The sequence below is a fragment of the Selenomonas sp. oral taxon 920 genome, assembly GCF_001717585.1.
In the GTDB taxonomy this organism is placed as follows: domain Bacteria; phylum Bacillota; class Negativicutes; order Selenomonadales; family Selenomonadaceae; genus Centipeda.
Window position 1 is genome coordinate 1,694,264 of sequence record NZ_CP017042.1, and the last position, 25,284, is coordinate 1,719,547.

Consider the following 25,284-nt stretch of genomic DNA (forward strand, 5'->3'; position numbering starts at 1 on the left):
CGGGCAGTCCCCGAACGAAGCGGCTTTTTCAACCAAATTTATTTAATGCCGATCGTCAGCTTTTCGCCGTTGATGTTCCACTCTTTGCTTGTACCGGCAGGTGCATTGTAGGACACGGCGTCGGCGAGCGTGATCTCGCGGATAAACGACTCGTTCTTTGCGGCAATCTGTGTCAGTTTGTCGTTGCCGGAAAGATCAAGTGCGATATGATCCGTCACCTCGAGCCCGCACTCCTTGCGCATCGTCTGCACCTTGCTGATGATCTCGCGGACGAACCCCTCCTCGAGGAGTTCCGGCGTGAGCGTGGTCTCGAGTGCAACGGTCACGCCGCCATAACTCTGGCAGTTGTAGCCTTCCTGCTGGGAGACCGTAACCTCGACATCCTCGGATGTGACGGTGACATCGCCGTCCGCAAGGTGAAGCGTATAGCTGCCGTCACCCGCAAGCGCGTCCTTCACTGCCGCACCGTCGCTCTCCTCGAGCGCCTTCTTGACCGCACCCATGCGCTTGCCGACCTTGGGACCGAGCGCATGGAAGTTCGGCTTCACATGATATGCGAGGAAGTCCGACATATCGTCGCGGAACGCGACCGCCTTGACGTTAAGCTCATCTTCAATAATCTCAACGAAGAATGCCGGCAGCGCGTGCTCCGCCTTGACAAACATATTTGCAACCGGCTGACGATTCTTGATGTTCGCCGCGTTGCGCGCCGCACGCCCGAGCGTCACGACCTCAAGGACGATCTCCATGTTCTCCTCAAGCGCGGGATCAATCAACGCCTCGTCCACCGTTGGGAAATCCACAAGGTGCACGGAGATCGGCGCAGTCTTGTCCACCGAGCAGACGAGGTTGCGGTAGATGCTCTCTGTGATGAACGGCACCATCGGTGCCGCCGCCTTTACCGTCGTCACAAGCGCGGTATAGAGCGTGAGGTAGGCATCCACCTTGTCTGCTTCCATCCCCTTCGCCCAGAAGCGGCTGCGGCTGCGGCGCACATACCAGTTGGACAGCTCCTCGACGAAGGACTGTACCGCCTTTGCCGCCTCAGTCACACGATAGTTTGCAAGGCAGTCGTCCACCGTACGCACCATTGTATTCAAACGTGAGAACACCCAGCGATCCATGACCGAGAGGCGGCTGTAGTCGAGCGTGTGCGCCGTCGGGTCGAACTCGTCGATATTCGCGTAGAGGACATAGAACGCGTATGTGTTCCAGAGCGTCCCCATGAACTTGCGCGCGCCCTCCTGCACCGCATCGTCGAAGAAGCGGTTCGGCAGCCACGGCGCACTGTTCTCGTAGAAGTACCAGCGGATCGCATCCGCCCCGTGACGGCGCAGTGCGTCCATCGGCTCGACCGCATTGCCCTTCGACTTGCTCATCTTCTGCCCGTTCTCGTCCTGCACATGACCGAGGACAATGACGTTCTTGTACGGGCTCTTGTCAAAGAGCAGCGTCGAAATCGCAATCAGTGAGTAGAACCAACCGCGCGTCTGATCGACTGCCTCAGAGATGAAATCTGCGGGGAAGTATTTCTCAAAGATCTCCTTATTCTCAAACGGATAGTGCCACTGCGCAAACGGCATCGCACCGGAATCGAACCAGCAGTCGATCACCTCGGGCACACGGTGCATCTCAGCACCGCACTGCTCACACGGGAACGTGATCGCGTCGATATACGGACGGTGCAGCTCGATATCGGCGGGGCAGTTTGGCTGGAGCTCGCGCAGCTCCGCAATCGAACCGACGGAGTGCTCGTGCCCGCAGGAGCATTTCCAGATGTTGAGGGGCGTACCCCAGTAGCGGTCGCGGCTGATTCCCCAATCCTGCACATGTTCGATCCAGTTGCCGAAACGCCCGTCACCGATGGTCTTCGGAATCCAGTTGACCGTATTGTTGTTCGCAACAAGTGCGTCGCGCACCGCCGTCATGCGGATGAACCACGAGGCACGTGCATAGTAGATCAGCGGCGTGTCGCACCGCCAGCAATGCGGATAGCTGTGCGTAAACTCGGGTGCCTTGAACAGCTTGCCGCTCTTTTCGAGATCCGCAAGGATCAGGGGGTCGGCATCCTTGACAAAGACGCCCGGCCAATTCGTCTCCTCCGTCATCTCGCCCTTGTCGTTGACGAACTGAACAAACGGCATGCCGTACTTGCGGCAGACACGGTTATCGTCCTCACCAAAGGCAGGCGCGATGTGAACGATGCCCGTGCCGTCCTCGGTCGTGACATAGTCATCGCAGGTGACAAAGAATGCCTTATCCTGCACATCCTTGTCCGCAAATGGATAGAGCGGCTCATACTTGCGGTGCTCAAGATCGCTGCCCTTCATCGTCGCGAGAATCTCGCGGTCGCCCCACGAGTCCGCGAATACGCTGTCCATCAGAGCTTCGGCGAGATAGTAGACCTTGCCATAGACGCGCACCTTCACATAGGTCACGTTCGGGTTCACACAGAGGCCGAGGTTCGACGGGAGCGTCCACGGTGTCGTCGTCCACGCGAGGAAGTAGGCATCCTCGTCCGCTGCCTTGAAACGCACGACTGCCGAGCGCTCCGTCACGTCCTTATAGCCCTGTGCCACCTCATGCGAGGAGAGCGGCGTACCGCAGCGCGGGCAGTACGGAACAATCTTGTGCCCCTGATAGAGCAGCCCCTTCTTCCAGATCTCCTTCAGCGCCCACCACTCGGACTCGATAAAGTTATTCTCGTACGTGATGTAGGGATGCTCCATATCCGCCCAGAACCCAACGACATCGGAGAACTCCTCCCACATCGCCTTGTACTTCCAGACGGACTCGCGGCATTTCTTAATGAACGGCTCGATGCCGTAGTCCTCGATCTGCTCCTTGCCGTTGATACCGATCGCCTTCTCGACCTCAAGCTCCACGGGCAGACCGTGCGTGTCCCAGCCCGCCTTGCGGAGCACCTTGCGCCCCTTCATCGACTGGTAGCGCGGCAGCATATCCTTGATGACGCGCGTCAGGACGTGACCGATGTGCGGACGACCGTTCGCCGTCGGCGGGCCGTCGTAGAACGTGAACGTCTCGCAGCCCTCACGCTGATCCACCGCCTGCTGTGCAATATGATTCTCGCGCCAAAAATCCGCAACGGCTTTCTCGCGCGCGGCAAAATTCAGATTGGTATCTACTTTCTCGTACAAAGAAACCCCTCCCGTAGCGTAGTCACGTCATTCTAGCACACGGGAGGGGATTTTTCAAGGAACAGGCGGCATCTGCCCAAGATTTCTCTTGCACCTTTATGCAAAGAGTGCTATAACCAACGATGAATATAGAAAGCACAGATAAAATCCACGCCAATTCGAGCAAAGGTTTTATCAGCGATTCCGAAAGGATCGTCGATTTACACAGCAGAGGGATATCATGTACGCATTCAAACATTTACTCACTGCCCTGCTATTATGCACGCTATGCATCATCCCATACACCGCCTCTTCCGCCGATACGAATGCAGACTACCGGGGTTATGTCTGGCGCATCGATACAGCGGCGGGCAATGCGGCGGAGCTGCCGCACAATTTCCGCACGGCGGCATCGCCATTCCAAACACGGACAGACGCGGCGAAGTTCGGTGTCGACCCGAACTACACTCCCTCTCGCGAGGGGCTAGACGCCCTTCCGCTCTCGGGAAGCGCGGAGTTCTCCGTCCCTGCCTTTCACGCGCTGCTGAAAGACCTGCACACGCGCGCAAAAGGCTCGATCTGTATCGTCGATCTGCGGCAGGAGTCGCACGGCTTCATGAATGGGAACGCCGTCAGCTGGTATGGCAAGCACGACTGGGGCAATATCGGCCGGACGAAGCACGAGGCACTGCGTGACGAGAACATGCGCATTCGCAGTGCACAGGGCAAGGATGTCGTGCTCGCGCACCTCGACAAGAAAAAGCAGCCAAAAAATCAGCAGACCATCCGCGTCACGGCGGCGATGACGGAGCGTGAGCTGGTCGAGGATGCGGGAGTGCGCTACGTCCGTCTCGCCGTCACCGACCACAAATGGGCAGACCCACAGACCATCGACAATTTTGTCGATCTCGTGAAAAAAATGCCTGCGGATACATGGATGCACTTTCACTGTCAGGCAGGCAAGGGACGCACGACCAGCTTTATGGCGATGTACGATATGATGAAAAATCCCTCCGTCCCGCTGAAGGACATTCTCTATCGTCAGTACCTGCTCGGCGGAGCATACCTCGCCTACGACCCGACCACGCAGCATGCACCGGCGGGATGGGAGGATGCAGACTACCATTACAAGTCAGAAATGATCGCAAAGTTCTACGACTACGTTCAGCAGAATCACGAGGGCAACTATGCCGTACCGTGGAGTACGTGGCTGAAGAAGAATCCATAAGAGAATAAGAAAGCCCGCACATTGTATTTGATGTACGGGCTTTCTTATTCTCTTACTGCGGCTTGATATGCCCCGTCTGATACGCGCGCAGGAGGGCGTGCAGGTCGGCGATCTCGTCCATGATCGCCGCGCCGCGATCCGTGTCGCGCACGAGGCAGCTGCGCGCCTGCAGCTCAACCGTCTGCGAGACGGACTCGATGTCGCGGTTCTCGCGCAGTGCCTCACGTACATTCGCCACCGTCTGATGCTGGAGGAGACGCAGCCCGCGCGAGTTGTAGATGAGCGTGTAGCCCGAGATGCCCGTCTTGGAATGGTATGGCGTCGCAAAACCGCCGTCGATGATGATCGCGCGACCATTCGCACGCAACGGACTCTCCCCCTTCTTTACCTTGACAGGAACGTGCCCGTTGATGATGTGCCCGTGTTTTGGGTCAAGCCCGAACTCCGCAAGGATTTTCTCGCAGATTTCCTCTTCCTTGATGAGACGGAAATACGGGTCGGACGGCTCTTTCCACGTCGACTCGTCGGAGATAAAGGAACGCTCAAACGTTGTGAACGAGCGTCCCGAGGTCGGCGCAAGCAACCCGCACCAGAGGAAGTACATAAAGTCCAGCCCTTCCTGCGTGTGTTCGTTCCAAGCCGCGCGCGCCTTTTCCTCACAGAAGTCCATCCATGCACGTCCCGTGTATTCCTCGCCCTTGTAGATAATGGTACGGAAACTCCCATCCTCGTTCATGGGAACGCAGCCGTGAAAAAGCAGATTGCCGTTGCAGCACATATACATACTGCCGCGCTCGTAGAGATAGTCCACATGGCGTTGGAGTGCCTTGCTCTCAAGGAAATAGGAGCGCAGATCGTCGATGATGTGCCGCTCCTCCTCCGTCAGTTCGTAGCAATCTGCGCCGTCGTCAATCGTCGGGAAGTAGGCACTATCGAGTTCCACGCGCCGCCCGTTGTTGAGGGTGACACAGGATAGGCTGAAGTTGATCTTATCGAGGAGCAGACGATCCTCCATGTGGAAGTCCGGATTGCGCTTGATGAGTGCCCCCTCGAGCTTGAACATCATCATCGAGATCGCCCGCTCTGCCGCCTTGATTGGGTTCGCATCCGGATAGATGCGCGAGGCGAACGTCGAGAGCGGGCGCAGGCTGATGCCGTAGCCGCGTTCCAGCACGTCCGTATTGCGGTAGCGCAGCGAGTTGCGGATGACCGCTGCAATGCAGACCTCGCTGCCAAGTGCTGCGCCCATCCAGAGCACGTCGTGGTTGCCCCACTGGATGTCAACGGACGGATGCTGCATGAGGAGGTCAATGATGCCGTCGGGACGATCGCCGCGATCGAAGAAGTCGCCGACGATATGGATGCGCTCGACCGCGAGCCGCTTGACGAGTACGCTGAACGCATCGATAAAGTCCGTACCGCCGCCGATCTCCACGATGGTCTCGATCAGTTGTTTATAGTAGTAGAGCTGCGCCTCATCCAGTTCGGGGCGCGTACTCAACAGCTCCACGATGACGGATTCGTAGCGTTTTGGAATGTAGCTGCGCATCTTGCTTGCAGGGAATTTCCAGCTCATGAGTTTGGTCAGTTCGAGCAGATTTGCAATGTTCTGCTGATACCAGATTGCGTCCGCCTTGCCCTCTGCTGTCAGCTGCTCCACCTTCTCGCGCGGATAGTAGATCAGCGTGCAGAACTCCTCCTTCTCCTCCTCCGTCATGCGCTCGCCGAAGCAGTAGTCCACCTTCTCCTTGATGACACCCGAGCAGTTGTTGAGGATGTGAAAGAACGAATCATACGCACCGTGCAGATCGCTCATGAAGTGCTCCGTGCCCTTCGGCAGCATGAGCTGCGATTTCAGATAGACGATCTTCTCGTAGACGATCTCCTTCGTCGGGTACTTCTCCGCCATCAGCCGAAGCACCTTGTCCTGCTCCGCCTTTGTCGTGTTTATGCTCATATCGCTTCCTCCTGCGCAATATTTTTACTCTTCTGTATTCTAACATTATGCAGAGAGATTTTCAAGGAATAGCATAAAGTGCCCCCACCACCGCCTGCAGTGATGGGGGCGCATATTCACGCTCAAACAATTCCTTTCCCGTGCAGAAACTCTTCCGCAACGGCGCGTGGCTCTTTGCCCTCACTCTCGACGGCGTAGTTCATTGCCGCCATCTCCTCATCTGTGATCTTATCCGTCAGCTTTTCGAGCGCAGCATCAAGCTCTGGATGCCGATCCAAGACCTCCGCGCGCACGACGTTGCCGCAGCGATAGGACGGAAAGAATCCCTGATCGTCCGTCAAGACGCGTGCATCTGCCGCCGCAAGCTGCCCATCCGTCGTGAACACAATCATCACATCAATTTGCTTGTTCGCAAGCGCCTGATATTTCAGCCCGATATCGAGATCAACCGTACGTGCAAAATCAAGTCCGTATGCCTTGCAGAGCGCGGGAAATCCATCCGCACGCTCGAAGAAATCATACTCCGCACCAAACGTCAGCTGCGGGGCAGCGCGGCGCAGATCAGAGTAAGTGTGCAGATCGTACTTCTCAGCAATTTCCCGCCGAACGGCGATGCCGAAGGTATCGTTGAATCCGTACATCCCGACCCAACTCATGGCAAATCGCTGCTCATATCCCTCGGTCAGCCTCGGGAACAAGTCCTCGTTGTACTTCGATTCTTCCTTCAATACCATATTCCACCCCGTCCCCGTATACTCAGGGTAGATGTCGAACACGCCGTTCTCCATCCCAGGGTGTATGTTCGAGGTGCCGCCGCCCACACCGGCGGTAATGCGCGCCTCAAGACCCGTATCATGCTCGATCACAAGTTTCAGCATTTCGCCCATAATGAGCTGCTCCGTCATCGGCTTAGTCGCGATATGGACAATGTCCGCCCTGCCGAAGAATCCATAGGTGACTCCACTCACAGCAACAATCAGAGCAGCCGCCGCTCCTGCATACGCCGCACGCGGTGTTCCGCTGATGCGTGCAGGACGTTTCAGCCACGCCTCCACCTGCCCCAAAGCACCGTCCATCACGAGCGCGAGGATTGCAATCAGCAGACTGCCTGCAATCGTGAGCGCTGGATTGTTCGTTGTGATGCCGCGATAGATCGCAACGCCGAGCCCGCCCGCACCGATGAAGGAGGCAATGCCCGTGAGCGCAATCGTCATCGTCGCCATATTGCGGATGCCGGACATGATGACGGGCATGGCGAGCGGAATCTGAACGCGCGTCAGTACATGCAGCGCCGTACCACCCAAGCTGCCCCCCGCCTCAACAAGTGCGGGCGGGATCTGCGAGAGTCCCGTATGCGTTGCACGCACCATCGGCAGCAGGGCGTAGATTGTGAGTGCGATGATTGCCGAACGGTTGCCGATGCCAAAGAACGGAATCAAAAAGCCGAGCATCGAGATCGATGGGATCGTATAGAGAAAATTGACCGTCCCGAGCGTCGGCGCTGCCGCACGTTCGTATTTGTGGATCATGATACCCGCTGCCCCGCCAAGCACGATCGCAATGCCGATCGCCGCTCCAGAAATCCAGAGATGTTCCACCGTCAGCTGCACAAAGAATGCGCTGCGCTCCGCAAAAATCGAAAGAACGTCCTGTATTAGCTCCATATCTTATCTCCAAAATGTAATTTACAGTATCACAATAATGGTATTATACCACAGAAAGTATCTTCATACAAGAAAATCCCTCCCGCAGAGGGAGGGATTCACTTCTGCACAAGTACAACCGCTTTGCCAAATCCGTTCTGGCCCTCGAGCCAGCGATGCGCATCCGCCGTCTCCGAGAGGGAAAAGACGCGCTCCGGCTGCACGGGAACAGCGTACTGTTCGATGTAGTCAAACATCTCACGCAGACGCTCCGCGCTCACATTGCCCGAATAAAAGGACGTAAGGTATGCGTCCTCCGCAAGATCGACGATGGGGTCGAATTCCTCAAGGAACCACTTCCCGCCGAGCTGCCCCGTACTGCACAGGACACCGCCGCACCTGAGATGCTGCATGCTGTCTTTGATGGCTGAAGGTCCGACCAGATCAAGGATACGGTCATATTGCTCCTCGGTATCGAGTGTCCCGTTTGTTTCGGTCACAATATCGCTGTATCCTGCCACGTGCAGCTGCTCTCCCATCTCCGCGCGCCGTGTCGTCCCAACGATACGCATCTGAGGAAACTGTGTACGCAGGAGACGCAGAAATGCGATGCCGACACCACTTGCTCCGCCGCGCACAAGCACGACATTGCTATCGGATACACGCAAATTCTTCAGAGAGCCGAACGCCGTATAATACGTCTCCGGAATTGCCGCAAAGATTTCCCACGGGAGTTCACTGTCCACGGGATAAATCTGCTCATTCGGCAAGAGCGCATACTCTGCATAGCCGCCGTCAAAGGCGCGTCCCATCTCCCCCATGAGCGAGACGACACGCTGCCCCACAGGCAAACGATCTGCATCCGTCGTTTCCTCGACCGTCCCCACACATTCGATGCCGAGAATGCGCGGAAAGGTGACGGTCAGAGAAAGCCCCTGCCGCGTGAAGATCTCCGAGTGATTGACTCCGAATGCACGCACGCGGACGAGCGACCAACCTTCTCGGAGCACAGGGCGAGGAACATCCGTATAGACAAGCTGCTCCGCTCCGCCGGGTTCATACACGACAACTGCTTTCATCCCGTTTCCTCCAGACCACGAATCATTTTCTTCCATATTATCATCTTCCCATCGCAAAGGGCAAGTACGCACGAATAGATTTGTCACATTCCCCCGCCTGTGCTATAATGCCCCTGTAAAAAGTATCAGGAGATGAACGTCCGTGAAGAAATTTTTCTCCACATTTTCACATTTCATTGCCAGCGTCATTCTCGCAGCGGGTGCAGCTGGGTATTGGTATGCGGCGGGCGATGTTTCAATCGAAACGGCATCCGAAATCTTTCTCGGTGTCTTCCTCGCCGCGTCACCGCTGCCATTTTTCGTCTCACGCAGGTTCATTGCGCTGCGCATCAAACGCCGTCTGCATGGCTGCGGGGTAACATGCAGCCGCACGAGCGCACTGACCGAACTGCTGCACGTTGACACGATTGCATTCAACCGCAACGGCACGCTCACAGAGGGCAGTGTATTCATCTCCGCACTTGTGCCCGAAGGCATGACGCAGGGCTCGCTGCTCGCACTCGCCGCCAGTGCCGAACGCGAAGCGACGCATCCCTATGCGCACGCGCTCTACGATACCGCCGTTCAGCGCGGTCTGCATCTGCAGCGTCACTCTGCCGCACATGAGACGGAGAGCTTCGGAGTCGAAGCACTGATCGCGCGTACGCCCGTACGTGTTGGAAAGAAGGAATGGCTGCAGGAGGAAAACATTGAGATCAGTGCTGCGCTCCTCACGCGTGCCGACCAGCTCGCCACGAGCGGACAGACGCCGCTCTTTGTCAGCTCGAGCAAGTACGCACGCGGCATTATCGCCGTCCGCGACGATATACATGCTGAGGTCAGACGTGCACTGCAGGCCCTCAAGGAGCGCGGGCTATCCCTCATCCTCCTCACAGGCGAGACAAAGCGTCTCGCGAACGCGACGGGCAAGGAGCTCCGCATCGCCGAGGTGCGCTCCGATCTCACAAGCGCAGATAAGGCGCGTGAGATCCGACTGCTCCAATCACACGGCTCCGTTGTCGCGATGGTCGGCGACCCGATGGCAGATCAAGCCGCTATGCGTGCAGCAGACATCAGCATCGGCTGCCCATCCTCCTACGAGAAGCAGCCCGCAGTCGAGTCGGACGAGACACCGCACGATCCGCTGCACGAGGAGCTTCTGCGCGGACCGGACGCAGAAGAAGTGCCGCAGGAAACCGAACCGCTGATGTCGCCCGAGGATGCCGCCTACTTCGAAGCACAAGCGCTGCGCAATCAGGGACGCTCTACGAATTTCACTCCCGACATCACGCTTGCCGCTGAGGGGCTTCCGAGTCTCGTCGACCTCTGGGATACGAGCAACGCTGCACGCGCACGTGCAAAGCAGAACCTCTGGCTCGGCATTCTCTTTCTCCTCCTCTTCTCGCCCACTGCAGCAGGAGTATTCAGTTTCCTCGGCGTTGCAGCGCTCCCCTATCAATTTGTGGGAGGTGCCCTTATTTTCTTCCTTGTTCTGCTTGTTGTGAACGCGCTTCGGGAATGAAAGCAACAAATATCTATTCCTATATAAGTAAAAATATTCATCTAACTTGTATTTCATTTTAACCTATGATATAATTCACCGAATCAAGGGCTTTTGTCGCAATCCGTGTGACAAAGGGCGGTGATATTATCACAGGTTTTATTTTTAGGAGGGGTTTGGAAATGGAAGAAGTGCTGCTGTCACGATGGCAGTTTGCAATCACCACCATCTATCACTTTCTCTTCGTCCCCGTCACCCTCGGCATGGCGATCTTCGTCGCCCTGCTCGAGACGTGCTACGTGAAGACGAAGAGACCGGAATGGAAGAAGACCTGCCGAAAGCTGCTGCATTTCTTCGGCACGCTCTTTCTCATCAACTTTGCGATGGGTGTCGCTACCGGTCTGGTGCAGGAATTCCAGTTCGGCATGAACTGGTCGGAGTACGCTCGCTTCATGGGTGATATCTTCGGTGCACCGCTCGCACTCGAAGCACTTACGGCGTTCTTCCTCGAGTCGACGTTCCTCGGCATCTGGATGTTCGGCTGGGACAAGCTGTCCGAAAAGGCACACTGCGCGTGTATCTGGCTCGTCGCGATCGGCAGCAACCTGTCGGCATTCTGGATTCTCGTTGCCAACTCCTTCATGCAGCACCCCGTCGGCTACACGATCGCCAACGGACGCGCAGAGATGGCAAACTTCTTTGAACTCATCACGAACCACTATATCCTCGGTGAGCAGTCGCACACGCTCTTCGCGGGCATCACAACGGCAGGCTTCGTCATCATGGCGGTCTCGGCATGGAAGCTGCTCCACGACGAGGAGTCGCGCTACGCCTTTACACAGGCGATCAAGGCGGGTGCAATCTACACCATCGTCGGCGTCATCGGCGTCATCATGAGCGGACATTTCCACACGCAGTACCTTGCACAGGCAAGTCCGATGAAGCTTGCGGCAATGGAGGCGCTCTGGGAGACGGAGGATCCCGCCCCGTTCGCCGTGCTCGCCTATCCAAACATGGAGAAGGGGCATAACGACTTTGAGATCACGATTCCCTATATGTTCACCATCATGGTGCATGACAACATCAAGGGCGAGGTGCGCGGCATCAACGACCTCCAGAAGGAAGCGGTCGAGAAGTTCGGCCCGGGCGACTACCGTCCGCACGTAACGATGCTCTTCTACTCCTTCCGTGCGATGGTCGGCGCCGGATTCTTCATGGTACTTGTCTCGCTTGTCGTATTCTACCTGGCAAAAAAGGACAAGCTGTTCTCGGCAAAGAAGCTGCTCTATGCGCTCCCGTGGCTTGTCATCGTTCCTTTTATTGCGAATTCCTGCGGCTGGATCGTTGCGGAGATGGGTCGTCAGCCGTGGCTTGTCATGGGGCTGCAGAAAACCATTGACGGCGTGTCGCCGAACCTCAGCGCAGGAGAGATCATGTTTACAATGATCGGCTTCACCGTGCTCTATCTGCTGCTCATCATCACGGCACTCTACATAGCCTTCCGCTTCATCCGCCGCACGCAGATCACACCTGCCATCGAAGGAGGAAAGTAAGCATGGACTACAATATTCTCTGGTTTGTGCTCATCGTAGTTCTCTTCACAGGATTCTTCTTCCTCGAGGGATTCGACTACGGTGTCGGCACACTGCTCACACTCCTCTCGGACAAGGAGAGCGATCGCTCTCAGATCGTTCGCTCCATCGGTCCGGTCTGGGACGGCAACGAGGTCTGGATGATTACAGCGGGCGGCGCGATGTTCGCGGCGTTCCCGCACGTCTACGCCACACTCTTCAGCACGTTCTACATCGCGCTCTTCCTCATGCTCGTCGCGCTCATCCTGCGTGCGGTCGCGTTCGAGTTCCGCCATCAGCGCACCGATGAGAAATGGCAGCGCATGTGGTCGTATGCGATTGCATTCGGCAGCATCCTCCCCGCGTTCCTCTGGGGCGTGGTTGTCACAAACCTCATCGCAGGTCTGCCCATCGGCGGCAACATGGTCTATCAGGGCACCTTCCTCGATCTTCTGACTCCGTACACGGTCGTCGGCGGCGTGACGTTCTTCGCGGTCTTTGCATTCCACGGAGCGACATTCCTGAATCTGCGCCTCACAGATCGCTATCTGCTTGAGCGTGCACGCAGCTATGGGCTGAAATTCGGCATTGCCGCAGCACTTCTCTACGTACTCTGCATGGTGCTCACATATACGGAGACCGACCTTTACAGCAGCCCGCTCGCAGCCGGCGCACTTGTCCTCTCCGCTGCGGCATTTGTCGCCGCCATCGGCGCACTCTACGCGAAGGCACATAAGCCTGCGTTCATCCTCGGCGGGCTCGCTATTGCAGGCACGACGGTCGGCTTCTTCGCGGGACTCTTTCCGCGTCTCATGGTCTCGAGTCTGAACACGGGATGGAGTCTCACGATCTACAATGCGTCCTCGACAGAGTACACGCTCTCCATCATGACAATTGCAGCGGTCGTTCTCGTTCCGATTGTCCTCGGCTATCAGATCTGGACATACTATATCTTCCGCAAGCGAATCTCTCCGCATGATGCAGGACATCAGGCATACTAATCACAATGAAAAAAAAGAAGTCCTTTCTACTCTCTGCACTGCATACTGAACGGAATACGCTTCTCATGCGCACGGCGATCGAACTCCTCCACGGAGGACTCGTCATCACAGCGGCATGGGAGACTGCCGTTATTGTGAATGTGGTATTCATGGAGCACGGCGGACTTGCAAAAACAGCATCAGATCTTCTGATGCTGTTTTTGTGCGTTCTCTCGATGGCGTTCCTGCGTCTGCCGAAAGGTCGCATCGAGTCGCAGCTCTCCCATCTGCTGCGGCTCTCCGCACGCACCGCTCTGCACAAGGCAATGCTCCTCTCCGGGCGCAGCTCCGCGGGCGCACTGACGCTCACACTCGAACGCACGGATGCGCTCGATCCCTTCTTCCACACGGTAGTGCCGACGATGATCTCGGGTGCTGTGCTGATCCCGCTGATTCTCATCGTAACGGTGTTTGCTGATCCCCTATCCGCCCTGCTCTTCCTCGTAACGCTGCCGATTGCGCCGTTCCTTCTCTTTCTCATCGGCAGGGCGACGCGCCGCGCGAGCGAGCGGCAGTGGGACAAGATGCAGGCACTCACGGACGGATTCGGCGAACTCGTGCGCGCGGCAATGACACTCAAGATCTTTCGCCGCACGGATGCCGAGGGTGCACATCTCGCGCAAATGAGCCATGCCTTTGCTGAGGCGTCCCTCTCCGTCCTGCGCCTTGCCTTCGTCTCCGCGTTCGCCCTCGAGCTGATTACAACACTCTCGATTGCACTGATTGCCGTTTCCATCGGTCTGCGTCTCTTGGACGGCATGATGGAGTTTCAAACGGCGTTCTTCGTGCTCATTCTCGCTCCGCTCTTCTATCAGCCTCTGCGCGAGGGCGGAATCGCTTTTCACGCGGCGATGGATGCAAAGACGGCAGAGACGGCACTCACCCCCTATCTGAATCTCTCCTCCCCCATGGACGGGCCGCGCAGTCAGATCCTGTCACCGCCCGCCGTACGTACGGAACAACTTTCCTACCGCTATCCGCTGACTGCAGAAGAGGTGCTCACCGATCTGACCCTCTCCTTCCCTGCGGGCAAAGCCACCGTACTCGCGGGCGCGAGCGGCATCGGCAAATCCACGCTGCTGCTCCTCCTCACTGGGCAAATTGCGCCGACTGAGGGAAAGATTCTGCTCGCGGACGGAGCGGGGACTGCGAACGTATTTGACCTCACGCATCTTTCGGAAAATACACGCACAAATCTCATCACATATGTGCCGCAGGAGCCGCATATCTTTACGGCAAGCCTTTCCGAGAACGTCAGTCTTTGGCTCGGCAACGCTTCGGACGAAGCCGTCATCGAGGCACTCGAAGCGGCTGCACTCGGAGACTTCGTGTGCGCCCTGCCCGAGGGACTTCGGACACCTCTTGGACAGGGCGGACATCCCCTTTCTGCCGGACAGCGCCACCGTCTCGGGCTTGCACGCGCGTTTTTCCAGAACCGCCCCATTGTCCTCCTCGACGAGGTGACAGCGGGACTGGACGAAGAGACAGAAGCCGTAATCATTCATGCACTGACGCGCTTTGCCCATCACCGCACGCTGATTCTGACATCGCACCGTCCCGCCCTTATCACATGGGCAGATCATGTCATCACATTAGGAGGTGAGCACGCATGACCGCACTTGTTCGTCTGCTCGCAATCGCAGCACCGTCAAAGGCATTGCCCGCACTCCTTGCGGGTGTTCTCGCGGCCGCCTCGGGCATCGCGCTCATCGGTACAGCTGCGTGGATCATTGCAAGCGCGGCGCTGCAGCCGCCACTGTCTGCACTCGCGCTCGCAATCACATTGGTGCGCGCATGCGGCATTGGTCGTGCTGTCTTTCGCTACCTCGACCGTCTGCTCTCCCATCGCCTTGCATTCGCCTGTTACGAGGACTTGCAGCAGGCGACCTATCGCCGCTCTGCTGCAGCAATCCCCTTGCGGGAGGGAAATGTCCGCGAAGGCGCGTTTCTGCACGATCTCCTCACAGGCTGCGATATCCTGCGCGACTTCTACCTGCGCACCGTTCCGCAGCCCCTGATTGCGGGGATGCTAACTGCTGTGACCTGCGCGGCACTCCTGCCGCTCAGTCCGTGGGGTGCACTCCTCATCACATTTCTCTATCTCCTGCATCTTGCACTCCCCCACCTTCTGCGCGAAACAGATCTGCGCACAGAGAGCACCGCCTATCGGGAAATTTTACTCGACCGCCTCGACGGACGTGCTGAGCTCGCGGCAGCAGGTACGCTCTCACGGGCACAGAGACAGCTCGATCGGGCAGCGGAGGATTTTCAGCGCAGCCAGAATGACAAACGCACGAAACGCGAGCGTCTCTTCACCCTGCTCGATGTCCTGCGGGTCACGGTCTGGGTCACTATGATTATCCTCCTGCTGCCGCACGTTGCAGACGGTGCTCTGACGGGCGTGCAGTACGCCGTCTGGGTGCTCGTCCTCGAAGCCGTACTCAGCGAGTACCGTCCCCTGCCTGCCGCGAGCCTCGGCACGGTGGAAGCCGTGCGCGCGGCAGAGACGATCCTGCCGGCAAGAACGGAAAGTGCCGCAACAGGCGCACTGCCATCCGCTCCCGCATACAGGGAGAACGCCCCTCTGATCGCAGCAAATAGTCTCAGCTTTGGCTACCATGCCTCCGTTCCCATTGTGAACAAGCTGTCGTTCACGATTCGACGCGGCGAGCATACGGCACTCATTGGTGAGAGCGGTGCGGGCAAGACTACACTTGCAAGCCTCCTGCTGCGCCTTTGGGAACCCGATGGCGGCGACATTCGCTATTGCGGCGTTCCACATACGGAACTTTCTCCTGAAGAAGCCCGCACCCTATTCGGTGCCTCGCTGCAGGGGAGTTATCTCTTCAGCACATCGACGCGCGACAACTTTCTGCGTCTGCATGCGCATATGGACGAGCAGAGGATGTGGCAGGCACTTGAGACGGCACAGCTCGCCGATGTTGTGCGGGCGCTCCCCGCAGGGCTTGACGAGCCGCTCGGTGCAAATGCCGCACGTCTCTCGGGCGGACAGCGCAGCCGTCTGCTCACTGCCCTTGCTCTTGCTTCAGACGCGCCAATCCTCCTGCTTGATGAGCCGACGGCAGGGCTGGATGCCGTACGCGGGGAGCGATTGATTGCCGCCGTTCTGGAGGAGCTTGATGCACGCGGCGGCACCCTCATTGTCATCACGCACGATCTCCCCCTCCTAGACCGTATGAAACAGGTGATAGAATTATGACAGAAGAACGCTTTCACGAACTCATTCACGTTGTTTTGGATCGCCTCGGCGCGGCAGCTCCGCCTCACGATCTCTTTGCAGGAGGCGTGCAGGACTGGCACGCACGCGCACGCCTCGCCCACTTCCTCGCTCAGGAGGAGGAATATCGCAGCGATGCTCTCACACTTTTTCAGAGTGTCATCGATGCAGAGCCGAACGAGGAGCTTTCACAGGATGTGGAGGAAAAGGTCTATGCCATGCAGGGGCTGAGTGCGCTCGAAGCTGCGGAAAAGGAATCGCAGGAAGCCGCGCTTGAGCATATCAATCTCGCAATCGAATGCGCCGAGTCCACAGACTTCCTCTACAAGTACATCCTGCGCGGCGAGCTCTGGGCAGATCGCTGGAATCTCATGCACAAGCTGCGCATGACCGAGGAAGCGGAGGCGGAGGCAGATGAGCGCATTGCCGCCTTCGAGGGGCTCGAAGACGCTGTCCCGCATAACTCCTATCTCTATTACGGGTACCGCTTCAAGGCGCATCTCGCCGCAGAGCGCGGTGTCGTTCTCATCGCAAAGGACTATATGCACATGGCGATTCACGCAATGGAGATTTCGCCCGCATATGAGCAGCCACTTGCGGATGCCTTTGCTGCAATGCATGAGAATGCGCCTTGGATCCTGCGTGAGATCGACCGCGCCACGCCGAATCCCGAGCAGCTGCATTGGGATATATAAGGAACAGCTGCACGAGGATAAAATAGTCTTCGTACAACAGCCAACTTTTCATAGGATATAATCTTCAAAAACAGAGGAAAAATCTCTCAGATCAGCTGAAAAAGGGGCATTACAGGCGTCTTGTGCGTCTGTAATGCCCCCAGTCTTTTATTCGCCCAGAGCATAGAAAATGATATGTGTACCATCATCAGAGACGGCAATTACCTTCGCCTTCGGATGATTCCAACGATCTTCAACATCCCAAATATAAAATGTAAATTCCCCACCCAAAGCCTTTCGCTCCACAGGATGCGGTGTATAGTCAAGAATCAGACGCTCCCAAAAGGGGAGTACAGCAAACCTTGGATTCTCAGACGTCTCATCAACAATAATCTGCGGAATATCAGGCATACCAATGTCACGATCATATTTTGCGTACGCATCCTTTTGGTGCTGTGCGAACTCCGCATACTTGAGAATATTTTCCTTTGTATCGCGAAAGGAAAGATATGCTTCCCCTGTCCCCTGCCCAAATCCAACACTGCTCCAAACCTGCACATCATAAGCAGTTGCAGGAATCTCCTTCGGAAAAAAACTGTGGCGAATCCGCCCATAATTTTCTGCACCATTAGGTGGAAAATCAAGATAAAGAGAAAAACCTACAACAAGAACATATGTGCATATAACAAATACGAACACTGGGAATCCCATCCATAAGAGTGTATTCTGCCATCCACGCCATTTCTTTGCGAGAAAATATACGATAATCGTGCTAATCCCCATCACAGCAGCAATATAAAAGTTCCATATACATAGAAACAAGGTTCCCGCTGCCCCAATAATTAAAAATTGTGCCGCTTGGTGAAAGGTATGCAGATCCTTCCAAAGAATATGAAGCCCGCGAACAATTTCTCGGTCGATTCTCTCCATCCGCATGATATTCCCCCTTTATTTCATAAATCATACCATCCGTACGAGCAAGATGCAACGCCGCCCCAATATGTTGTCTGACGCAGCGATCGCACATCATTACAGTAATTTTCATGCAGCAGGCACACACTATCTACAGCACCTTCGTCAATAAATCGACATAGAAACAACGGGACTTCCGTACGAAATATCATTTTATTTCGTACGGAAGTCCCGTTTGCTTATCTATGAATGTATCTTCTTTTACACAGCAGTGGCTTCGGGCACATTCACCTCAATGCCGAACATTGCCATATCGTCCTCAACATTCGTAATGCCGCCGATGCCGAAGGTCTCAACGAGCACCTTTGCGACGTTCGGGGAGAGGAACGCGGGGAGCGTGGGTCCGAGGTGGATGTTCTTCACGCCGAGATGGAGCAGTGCGAGGAGAACGATGACCGCCTTCTGCTCGTACCACGCAATGTTGTACGCAATCGGGAGCTTGTTCACATCATCCAGGCCGAACACTTCCTTCAGCTTCAGCGCGATCAGCGCGAGCGAGTAAGAATCGTTGCACTGGCCCGCATCGAGCACACGCGGGATGCCGCCGATGTCGCCGAGATCCTTCTTGATATACTTGTACTTTGCGCAGCCCGCCGTGAGGATGACCGTGTCATGCGGCAGAGCCTCGGCGAACTCACTGTAGTACTCACGCGACTTCATACGGCCGTCGCAGCCTGCCATGACGACGAACTTCTTGATCGCACCGCTCTTCACCGCCTCGACGACCTTGTCCGCGACAGCAAAGACCTGCTCATGCGCGAAGCCGCCGACGATCTCGCCCGTCTCCAGCTCCGTCGGGGGCGCGCACTTCTTCGCACACTCGATTACAGGCGTAAAGTCCTTCTCACCGTTCACGAGCGGGATGTGCGTGCAGCCCGGCACGCCAACCGCAGCCGTCGTAAAGAGACGATCCTTATAGCTGTCCTTCGGCGGAACAACGCAGTTCGTCGTCATGAGGATCGCGCCGTTGAACTTCTCAAACTCCTCTTTCTGCAGCCACCACGCATTGCCGTAGTTGCCCACGAGGTTATCGTACTTCTTGAATGCGGGGTAGTAGTGCGCGGGGATCATCTCGCCGTGCGTATAAACATCGACGCCCGTGCCCTTCGTCTGCTCCAAGAGACGCTCAAGATCCTTGAGATCATGCCCCGAAATGAGGATGCCGGGACGATTGCGGACACCGAGCTTCACCTTTGAGATCTCGGGATGACCGTAGGTGCCCGTGTTCGCACCGTCGAGCAGAGCCATGCCCGCAACGCCCCACTTGCCCGTCTCGAGCACCAGCGCCGTCAGCGCATTGCCGTCGAGAGAGTCGTCGAGCAGCTGTGCCAGTGCGTGCTGCATGAACGCGTCGATCTCCTCGTTCTCGTATCCAAGCGCATTCGCGTGCTCGACGTAGGCGGACAGCCCCTTCAGGCCGTACGTCGTCAGCTCGCGCAGACTGCGGACATCCTCGTTCTCCGTTGCGAGCACGCCGACCGTCTTGGCCTTCGCCTCGAACTCTGCACGCGGAGCCGTCCAGTGCGCCGCCTCGGGCAGCTTCGACGCATCTGCAGCCTGCGCGAGCAGATCCGCCTTCAGCGCAAGCGTCTCCTCGATCACGTCCATGATTGCCTCGCGATCGAAGTTCGCATTCGTGATCGTAATGAAGAGGTTCATCGTCACGCGATGGTTCACCTCAATGGCAACCTTCTTGCCCGCTGCGCGCAGTGCCGTCGTCACCGCGCCGAGTCCCTTCGTCACGTAGACAAGCAGATCCTGCATCTCCGCGACATCCGGCTTCTTTCCGCAGACTCCCTGCACCGTGCAGCCCTTCCCGCCGGCTGTCTCCTGACACTGATAACAAAACATTTTAGCATCCATGAGAAACTCTCCTTTGCAATAACACACATTTGTTGCGTTGATTATAGCAAAGAGCCCTCTCCATAGACGTAACATATGTTACCAGTCAATAATCAATAGAAATTCTCATTAAAATGGAGGTGCTGTCCAGCACCTCCATTTTAATAAAGTCAGCTATCGAGATTCTTCAATACATCCGCGAAGCCTTCTCCTGGTATGGTATTAGGAATCAACTTACAAAATTCGTATTCCCCTACTGCTGAAAGATCACTTACTTCTGTTATGTGCAGACTTAAACAAACACAGCCTTCTTTCCTCCCAACTTTTCTAACGTATGGGGATCAACATCTTTAAGATAGCCACCTTCTTGCTGCATCTGTATTGCAACAACATTTCTTGCATATTCGTTTCGTACTTCATTGAAATTATTAACTCCATATACATGGCATAGCCGATCTTTCTCAACACGGAGTTCCGGATATTTTTCCTCAACAATAGCCAAACATATAGCATTATCCTGCCCAATACGTGCTCGCCATTCCTTTGTCCCCGTTGACACTCCGGTGCCATATTCGTACCATATAAGATTCTTATCCCAAAAACCAAGCTGAATGTCATCGGCAATCATCATGGAATATACGGCGTCCTCTCCATAGACGATGATATCCAAAACAGCTTCGATGTATAATGTAAGAAGTTCCCGCTCAGCAATAAAGGCAGCACCGCAGGCAAAATCTCCATAGAGAAGATAGGCTTCTTTGATAGCACAAATATCGTTGTTATAATAGGGCCGAAAATCAAGTGGATTTGTTGTATTCAATATCTCATATCCACTCTTCCCCTGTTTATAATAGCAGGCTCTCCCAAAGGCAATTCGATAATCTTCCCGCTCCATGAAACGAATCATCTCTGCTAAGACCTGCTCATTGTATAAATAGTCTCCGGGAGATATACACTTGATGTACTTCCCCTGTGCGGCACGCAGAGCATTCATCTCGTTATGAACGATTCCCCGATTTACGGAACTGCGCACAATCGTATAATCCGAAAAATGGTGCTCGTGCATCCATTGCTCGATTTCCTGCTGATGAAAATCCTCAGAACCGTCATCCGCAAGCACAATTTCATAACGGCAACCTTTTTGTCGGATGATAGATGTCAACGTTATAAATAACTTTTCATAATCCGACCGATAGATCAGAACGCAAACGCTGATATCATACGAATCCACGTCATTCTCCTTTATGAATATGCCCTAAAATCTCGGAAACCGCTCCCACAGTACGGGCAAAAGCAAAAATGCGACAACACTGTTGACCAACCCCTCCATCAAAAGTCCGGGAGAAGAGGTGAGTGCGGCGGGCAGGCTCGCATAGAGCACGGCTCCCGCAAGGGTATACGCCGCCGCCATCCAGAGGCTCGAGAGGAAAAGCGCTGCGATGATGCTTATCCGGGGTGCAAGCACAGCCCCCCGCCGTCCGATGCGGCAGACGATCTCCGCCATCACAAATTTGATGATGAGTGTCGGCACGATCCAGAGCGCGAAACCTCCGAGGAGGTCAGCGAGCGCCGAGCCGATGCAGGCGGCGAAGAGCGCACTGCGGCGCGGTGTGAGGAGCGCAAGCAGGAAGATCACTGCATCTCCGAGATGCGCGTAACCGAGGGGAATCGGGATATGCGGCAGATAGGTCGCAACAAAGACAAGCGCCGTCATGAGCGCGGTGAAGACAAGCTCCTGTACGGTGAAGTAATTTTTTTGCTGCATGATATCAGATCTCCTTTGTCCCCTATCATATCATTCACTCCATTATAATTCAATGACAAGCGTCAAAACGACATGCAAAAACCCATGACACAGTGCCAAACGACACAGATGTCACGGGTTTTGTTATGCGAAAATATTCATGACAGGATACGCACGAGATAGGTCAGTGAGTCCGACCAGAGCAGAATGCCGAGGAGGACGAGCACAACCCCTGCGCCCTGTTGGATGCGCGGCAGATATTGATAGAATGCGCGCAGCTTCATGATGTGCCGCCGCCAGATGACGGCGAGCAAAAAGAACGGCACGGCAAAGCCGAGGCTGTAGACGAGGAGTAGAAACGCCCCTGCCCCAACGGTCGCCGTATCCCCTGCATAGAGGAGAATGGTCGCAAGCATGGGACCTGTGCACGGCGTCCAGCCGAGCGTAAAGCCGCAGCCGAGGAGGAACGCGCCCCCGATTCCGCCGAAGCCGCGCCGCTGAAACGGGCGATACTCACGCAGAAGCAGCGGAATCTTGATCCACCCTGTCATGAAGAGCCCCATAACAATGATGAGGACAGCTGCCCCCTGCCGCAGGATATCCTGATAGGCAAAGAGCCACGAGCCGATCAGCGATGCCGTTGCGCCAAGCAGGACAAAAACGAGAGTAAAGCCCGCGAGAAATGCGCTGGTATTCGCGTAAAGCCGCCGCGCTTCCCCGCCGTCCTGCTGACTGTTCTTCGCGAGAATCAGCGAGAACGTGGGCAGAAGCGGCAGAACACAGGGGGAAATGAAGGAGAGAAATCCTGCAAGGAAGGCTCCGCCGAGAAGGGTCAGTTCCATCGGAATCGCCCTCCCTGCATCGCGGGCTTAGAGCTTACTGATAACATCTTCGAGTTCCTCTTTGGTAACACCGCCGGTCTTGCGATAGGCGATCTTCCCGTCCCTATCAACGACAACAGTCGTCGGAATCGCACGCACGCCGTAGAGATTTGCCGCCGCTCCCTGCGTGTCGAGCACGACGGGGAGCTCCACCTTGCGCTCCGCCATGAACTTCTGCACCGGCTGGGCATCCTCCTGCAGGTTGACCGCATAGAAGTCCACCGTATCCTTATGTGCAGCGTGGAATGCGGCAAGATCGGGGATCTCCGCCTGACATGGCGGGCACCACGTCGCCCAGAAATTGATAATATAGGGCTTTCCCTTCGCCTCGACAGCGACATCCGCGCCCGCAAGATCCTTGAGCTTGAACGTCGGTGCTGCCTCACCGCGCAGGCCGCTTCCCTTGCTCTGTTCTGCAGAGGGCTGTGCACTTGCTGTTGTGCCCTTATCAGCGCTCTCACTTCCGCCGCAGCCCGTAATCATGCTGAGTGCAAAAACCGCCGCGAAAAGTGCTGTATATCTATTCCTCATATATTTTCCTTTCTAAAGATCAAAGTTGCCCAATTCATATTGTGTTACGGCAAGCGCCGCAAGCGCCGCCGTCTCTGCACGCAGAATCAATCGTCCAAGCGAGACGGGCTGTGCACCCGCCGCCGTGACGGCCTCTGCCTCTGTCGGTGAGAAGCCGCCCTCTGCACCAACGATCAGGACCACACGCCGCACGTCGAGCCCACGCAGGTGAGTACGCAGGGACTGCTCCCGTTCTCCTTCGTAGCAGAATACGATTGCTGTATTGGATGCGCTAAAGATCTCTGCACTCTGCAGAAGTACGGAGAGCGATGCAATATCCGCAACGTGCATGAGTGCCTGCCGCCCGCATTGCTTTGCCGCCTCATCTGCGATCTTCTGCCAGCGCGCGGCCTTCGCCGCCGCCTTCTTTGCATCATAACGCACGACGACGTGCTCCGTCATGACCGGATAAAGCGCTGCCGCGCCGAGTTCCACCGCCTTCTGCGCGACGAAGTCCATCTTCTCCCCCTTGAGAATGGCTTGAACGAGAATGACCTCAATGGAGGTCCCTTCCTCCTGTGCAAGATATTCCACAAGACGGAGATGTACATCATCGCGCGTAATGGCCGCAATTTTCATCCGCGCCGCCTGCGCATCCGTATCGGCAACGATGATCTCGTCCCCGATCTCTGCCCGCATAACGCGTGCAAGATGGCGCGCATCGCCGCCCGTGATCCGGATTTCCTCCGCGAGTTTCCCCGCATAGAACAGCCTTCTCATCAGTGCTCCAGATCTGCGCTGCGGCGGATGATCATCGCCGCCCACTCCTTTTCACAGGTCATGTCGAGCACCGTATAGCCATGCTCCGCTGCAGCACGTTCGACGTCGGCGATGCGGTCGTCGATGATGCCAGAGGCAAGCAGCACGCCCCCCGGTGCGAGGTGCGCATCCAGCTGATCAAAGAGACGGATGATGATATCCGCAATGATGTTTGCGGTGATTAGTTCGGCAGGCTCTGCTCCCTCACATACAGCAAGCAGGTCGCTCTGGATGGCAGTGACATTTCCGACGTTGTTCGCCCGGATATTTTCATCCGCCACCGTGACCGCGACGGGATCATAGTCCATCGCGATGATTTCACCCGCTCCGAGTTTAGACGCGGCAATCGCGAGAATCCCGGACCCGCAGCCCACATCGTAAACGCGCATCTGCGGAGATACGAGGCGCTCAAGCCAGCGCAGGCACATCGCCGTCGTTGCATGCGCGCCCGTACCGAAGGCAGCACCCGGGTCGAGGTCGATGACGATCTCATCCTCTGCAGGTGTATACTCCTCCCACGTCGGACGGACAACGATGCGCTGCCCGATCTTCTCCGTGTGGATATACGCCTTCCATGTTTCTGCCCAGTCCTCGTCGGCAACGAATGTATGAGAGATCGTCCCCGCCCCGATCCGTGCATCGGCGCGGCGCAGTCCCTCGACACGCGCGGTGAGCGTCAGGAGGCTTCCCTCCAGGCGCTCGTCCTCGGGCAGATAGGCGCGCACAGTCACCGTATCCGTATCCTCTGCACGCGGAAGGTCGGTATAGTCCCAGAGTCCCGCATCAATGTACTCGTTGACGAGGGACGGATCGTCAATCTCCGTTCCCGCAGCACCGAGCTCCATCAGGATATTCCCGATGAGATCCGCACCCTCATGCGTCGTCACAACGCTCACCTGCGCCCAGCGCATACCATCGCCCCCGCCTGTTTCCCAAGTTTCTTCTCTCTTACTGAGAGTTATTATACAGGAAGAAGATTGGAAATGCGATAGTTTTTTTGACGGTTCGAGTGCAAAAAAGCTGCCGCACGGATGTGCAGCAGCTTCCTGCAATGCAGACGAGCCTCAGAGCTCTGTCTGCCAGAGTCCATGCAGATTGCAGTACTCAAGTACCTTCACCGGGGTGTCGCCGTCCGCGAGGCGGAACGTGACCTCAGGTGCATCCGTCGCCGTGAGATTGACACGCTGGGTGCCCTTCTTCGTCACGAGGATAATGTACTCGATGAGGTGTTCCTCCGTCATCGGATGTGCGACAGAGCCGACCTTTACATGTACTTCATTCTTCGCCGCATCGTACGTTGCTACGGGAACATGCTTCTCCTGCGCCGCATCGACTGTATTGGGCCGGATCTCCTTCAGCGCACTGCCGCAGCACGCAAGTTCCAAAGACTGATCACCATAGACCTCAACCATATGCTTGTCTGCAAGATAAAATACTGACATAAATAACCCTCCTAATGGGGAAGCCTC

At 56.2% G+C, this 25,284-nt stretch carries 20 protein-coding genes; 7 read left to right on the top strand and 13 right to left on the bottom strand.

Features of this window, described 5'->3' with window-relative positions; translation table 11 throughout:
* Positions 1 to 38: 38 nt before the first annotated feature.
* Positions 39 to 3,158: an isoleucine--tRNA ligase gene (ileS, locus tag BCS37_RS08135; RefSeq protein WP_069180978.1), complete on the bottom strand. Its 3,120-nt coding sequence runs from the start codon at positions 3,156 to 3,158 to the stop codon at positions 39 to 41.
* A gap of 220 nt (positions 3,159 to 3,378) precedes the next feature.
* Here ileS and BCS37_RS08140 point away from each other — a divergent pair, with 220 nt between their 5' ends.
* Positions 3,379 to 4,365 (top strand): phosphatase domain-containing putative toxin, encoded by a 987-nt coding sequence (locus tag BCS37_RS08140; RefSeq protein WP_069180979.1) that lies wholly within the window; start codon positions 3,379 to 3,381, stop codon positions 4,363 to 4,365.
* Between the two features lie 52 nt (positions 4,366 to 4,417).
* On the opposite strand, the gene BCS37_RS08145 is transcribed toward BCS37_RS08140, so the two are convergent.
* From BCS37_RS08145 to BCS37_RS08155, 3 genes are all read right to left on the bottom strand, one after another.
* Positions 4,418 to 6,322 carry a fructose-bisphosphatase class III gene (locus tag BCS37_RS08145; protein WP_069180980.1) on the bottom strand — a complete coding sequence of 635 codons (1,905 nt, stop codon included), beginning with the start codon at positions 6,320 to 6,322 and terminating at the stop codon, positions 4,418 to 4,420.
* Between the two features lie 122 nt (positions 6,323 to 6,444).
* Entirely contained in the window at positions 6,445 to 7,986 is a 1,542-nt protein-coding gene (locus tag BCS37_RS08150) for an ABC transporter permease/substrate-binding protein (protein WP_069180981.1), read from the bottom strand.
* A gap of 98 nt (positions 7,987 to 8,084) precedes the next feature.
* Positions 8,085 to 9,044, bottom strand: coding sequence for an alcohol dehydrogenase catalytic domain-containing protein (locus tag BCS37_RS08155; protein ID WP_069180982.1), 960 nt, complete (start codon positions 9,042 to 9,044; stop codon positions 8,085 to 8,087).
* A 142-nt stretch (positions 9,045 to 9,186) separates the two neighbouring features.
* On the opposite strand from BCS37_RS08155, the gene BCS37_RS08160 reads away from it, so the two are divergent.
* The 6 genes from BCS37_RS08160 (at position 9,187) to BCS37_RS08185 (ending at position 17,068) form a co-directional block, all read left to right on the top strand.
* Entirely contained in the window at positions 9,187 to 10,545 is a 1,359-nt protein-coding gene (locus BCS37_RS08160; RefSeq protein ID WP_069180983.1) for an HAD-IC family P-type ATPase, read from the top strand.
* A 161-nt stretch (positions 10,546 to 10,706) separates the two neighbouring features.
* Positions 10,707 to 12,077, top strand: coding sequence for a cytochrome ubiquinol oxidase subunit I (locus BCS37_RS08165; protein WP_069180984.1), 1,371 nt, complete (start codon positions 10,707 to 10,709; stop codon positions 12,075 to 12,077).
* Positions 12,078 to 12,079: 2 nt separating this feature from the next.
* Positions 12,080 to 13,096, top strand: coding sequence for a cytochrome d ubiquinol oxidase subunit II (gene cydB, locus BCS37_RS08170; protein ID WP_069180985.1), 1,017 nt, complete (start codon positions 12,080 to 12,082; stop codon positions 13,094 to 13,096).
* 5 nt (positions 13,097 to 13,101) lie between these two features.
* Positions 13,102 to 14,748, top strand: a complete 1,647-nt coding sequence (gene cydD / locus BCS37_RS08175; RefSeq protein ID WP_069180986.1) for a thiol reductant ABC exporter subunit CydD — start codon at positions 13,102 to 13,104, stop codon at positions 14,746 to 14,748.
* Positions 14,745 to 16,355 (top strand): amino acid ABC transporter ATP-binding/permease protein, encoded by a 1,611-nt coding sequence (locus BCS37_RS08180; RefSeq protein ID WP_069180987.1) that lies wholly within the window; start codon positions 14,745 to 14,747, stop codon positions 16,353 to 16,355. Before cydD ends, BCS37_RS08180 begins: the two co-directional genes overlap by 4 nt.
* Positions 16,352 to 17,068: a hypothetical protein gene (locus tag BCS37_RS08185; RefSeq protein ID WP_069180988.1), complete on the top strand. Its 717-nt coding sequence runs from the start codon at positions 16,352 to 16,354 to the stop codon at positions 17,066 to 17,068. Before BCS37_RS08180 ends, BCS37_RS08185 begins: the two co-directional genes overlap by 4 nt.
* Positions 17,069 to 17,215: 147 nt before the next feature.
* Here BCS37_RS08185 and BCS37_RS08190 read toward each other — a convergent pair whose 3' ends face one another.
* The 9 genes from BCS37_RS08190 to BCS37_RS08230 all read right to left on the bottom strand — a co-directional run bounded on the left by BCS37_RS08190 (position 17,216) and on the right by BCS37_RS08230 (position 25,257).
* Complete coding sequence (locus tag BCS37_RS08190) at positions 17,216 to 17,983, bottom strand: hypothetical protein (protein ID WP_069180989.1); 768 nt, start codon at positions 17,981 to 17,983, stop codon at positions 17,216 to 17,218.
* Between the two features lie 237 nt (positions 17,984 to 18,220).
* Entirely contained in the window at positions 18,221 to 19,882 is a 1,662-nt protein-coding gene (gene hcp, locus BCS37_RS08195; protein WP_069180990.1) for a hydroxylamine reductase, read from the bottom strand.
* Positions 19,883 to 20,153: 271 nt separating this feature from the next.
* Entirely contained in the window at positions 20,154 to 21,092 is a 939-nt protein-coding gene (locus tag BCS37_RS08200) for a glycosyltransferase (protein ID WP_237142701.1), read from the bottom strand.
* A gap of 24 nt (positions 21,093 to 21,116) precedes the next feature.
* The gene (locus BCS37_RS08205; RefSeq protein WP_069180992.1) at positions 21,117 to 21,626 is read right to left on the bottom strand and encodes an ECF transporter S component; all 510 of its coding nucleotides are present in this window, start codon (positions 21,624 to 21,626) and stop codon (positions 21,117 to 21,119) included.
* Between the two features lie 137 nt (positions 21,627 to 21,763).
* Complete coding sequence (locus tag BCS37_RS08210) at positions 21,764 to 22,447, bottom strand: cytochrome c biogenesis CcdA family protein (protein WP_069180993.1); 684 nt, start codon at positions 22,445 to 22,447, stop codon at positions 21,764 to 21,766.
* 27 nt (positions 22,448 to 22,474) lie between these two features.
* Positions 22,475 to 23,017, bottom strand: coding sequence for a TlpA family protein disulfide reductase (locus tag BCS37_RS08215; RefSeq protein WP_069180994.1), 543 nt, complete (start codon positions 23,015 to 23,017; stop codon positions 22,475 to 22,477).
* Between the two features lie 12 nt (positions 23,018 to 23,029).
* The gene (locus tag BCS37_RS08220; RefSeq protein WP_069180995.1) at positions 23,030 to 23,776 is read right to left on the bottom strand and encodes a 16S rRNA (uracil(1498)-N(3))-methyltransferase; all 747 of its coding nucleotides are present in this window, start codon (positions 23,774 to 23,776) and stop codon (positions 23,030 to 23,032) included.
* The gene (gene prmA / locus BCS37_RS08225; RefSeq protein WP_069180996.1) at positions 23,776 to 24,726 is read right to left on the bottom strand and encodes a 50S ribosomal protein L11 methyltransferase; all 951 of its coding nucleotides are present in this window, start codon (positions 24,724 to 24,726) and stop codon (positions 23,776 to 23,778) included. Before prmA ends, BCS37_RS08220 begins: the two co-directional genes overlap by 1 nt.
* A gap of 153 nt (positions 24,727 to 24,879) precedes the next feature.
* On the bottom strand, positions 24,880 to 25,257 hold the full coding sequence (locus tag BCS37_RS08230; protein WP_069180997.1) for a desulfoferrodoxin family protein: 378 nt from the start codon (positions 25,255 to 25,257) through the stop codon (positions 24,880 to 24,882).
* Positions 25,258 to 25,284: the final 27 nt, after the last annotated feature.

What these genes read in the sequence shown, in the direction of transcription:
- BCS37_RS08140 (WP_069180979.1), top strand. Translation starts at nt 3,379, where the DNA reads ATGTACGCATTCAAACATTTACTCACTGCCCTGCTATTATGCACGCTA.
- BCS37_RS08145 (WP_069180980.1), bottom strand. Translation starts at nt 6,322, where the DNA reads ATGAGCATAAACACGACAAAGGCGGAGCAGGACAAGGTGCTTCGGCTG.
- BCS37_RS08150 (WP_069180981.1), bottom strand. Translation starts at nt 7,986, where the DNA reads ATGGAGCTAATACAGGACGTTCTTTCGATTTTTGCGGAGCGCAGCGCA.
- BCS37_RS08155 (WP_069180982.1), bottom strand. Translation starts at nt 9,044, where the DNA reads ATGAAAGCAGTTGTCGTGTATGAACCCGGCGGAGCGGAGCAGCTTGTC.
- BCS37_RS08165 (WP_069180984.1), top strand. Translation starts at nt 10,707, where the DNA reads ATGGAAGAAGTGCTGCTGTCACGATGGCAGTTTGCAATCACCACCATC.
- cydB (WP_069180985.1), top strand. Translation starts at nt 12,080, where the DNA reads ATGGACTACAATATTCTCTGGTTTGTGCTCATCGTAGTTCTCTTCACA.
- cydD (WP_069180986.1), top strand. Translation starts at nt 13,102, where the DNA reads ATGAAAAAAAAGAAGTCCTTTCTACTCTCTGCACTGCATACTGAACGG.
- BCS37_RS08180 (WP_069180987.1), top strand. Translation starts at nt 14,745, where the DNA reads ATGACCGCACTTGTTCGTCTGCTCGCAATCGCAGCACCGTCAAAGGCA.
- BCS37_RS08185 (WP_069180988.1), top strand. Translation starts at nt 16,352, where the DNA reads ATGACAGAAGAACGCTTTCACGAACTCATTCACGTTGTTTTGGATCGC.
- BCS37_RS08190 (WP_069180989.1), bottom strand. Translation starts at nt 17,983, where the DNA reads ATGCGGATGGAGAGAATCGACCGAGAAATTGTTCGCGGGCTTCATATT.
- hcp (WP_069180990.1), bottom strand. Translation starts at nt 19,882, where the DNA reads ATGGATGCTAAAATGTTTTGTTATCAGTGTCAGGAGACAGCCGGCGGG.
- BCS37_RS08205 (WP_069180992.1), bottom strand. Translation starts at nt 21,626, where the DNA reads ATGCAGCAAAAAAATTACTTCACCGTACAGGAGCTTGTCTTCACCGCG.
- BCS37_RS08210 (WP_069180993.1), bottom strand. Translation starts at nt 22,447, where the DNA reads ATGGAACTGACCCTTCTCGGCGGAGCCTTCCTTGCAGGATTTCTCTCC.
- BCS37_RS08215 (WP_069180994.1), bottom strand. Translation starts at nt 23,017, where the DNA reads ATGAGGAATAGATATACAGCACTTTTCGCGGCGGTTTTTGCACTCAGC.
- BCS37_RS08220 (WP_069180995.1), bottom strand. Translation starts at nt 23,776, where the DNA reads ATGAGAAGGCTGTTCTATGCGGGGAAACTCGCGGAGGAAATCCGGATC.
- prmA (WP_069180996.1), bottom strand. Translation starts at nt 24,726, where the DNA reads ATGCGCTGGGCGCAGGTGAGCGTTGTGACGACGCATGAGGGTGCGGAT.
- BCS37_RS08230 (WP_069180997.1), bottom strand. Translation starts at nt 25,257, where the DNA reads ATGTCAGTATTTTATCTTGCAGACAAGCATATGGTTGAGGTCTATGGT.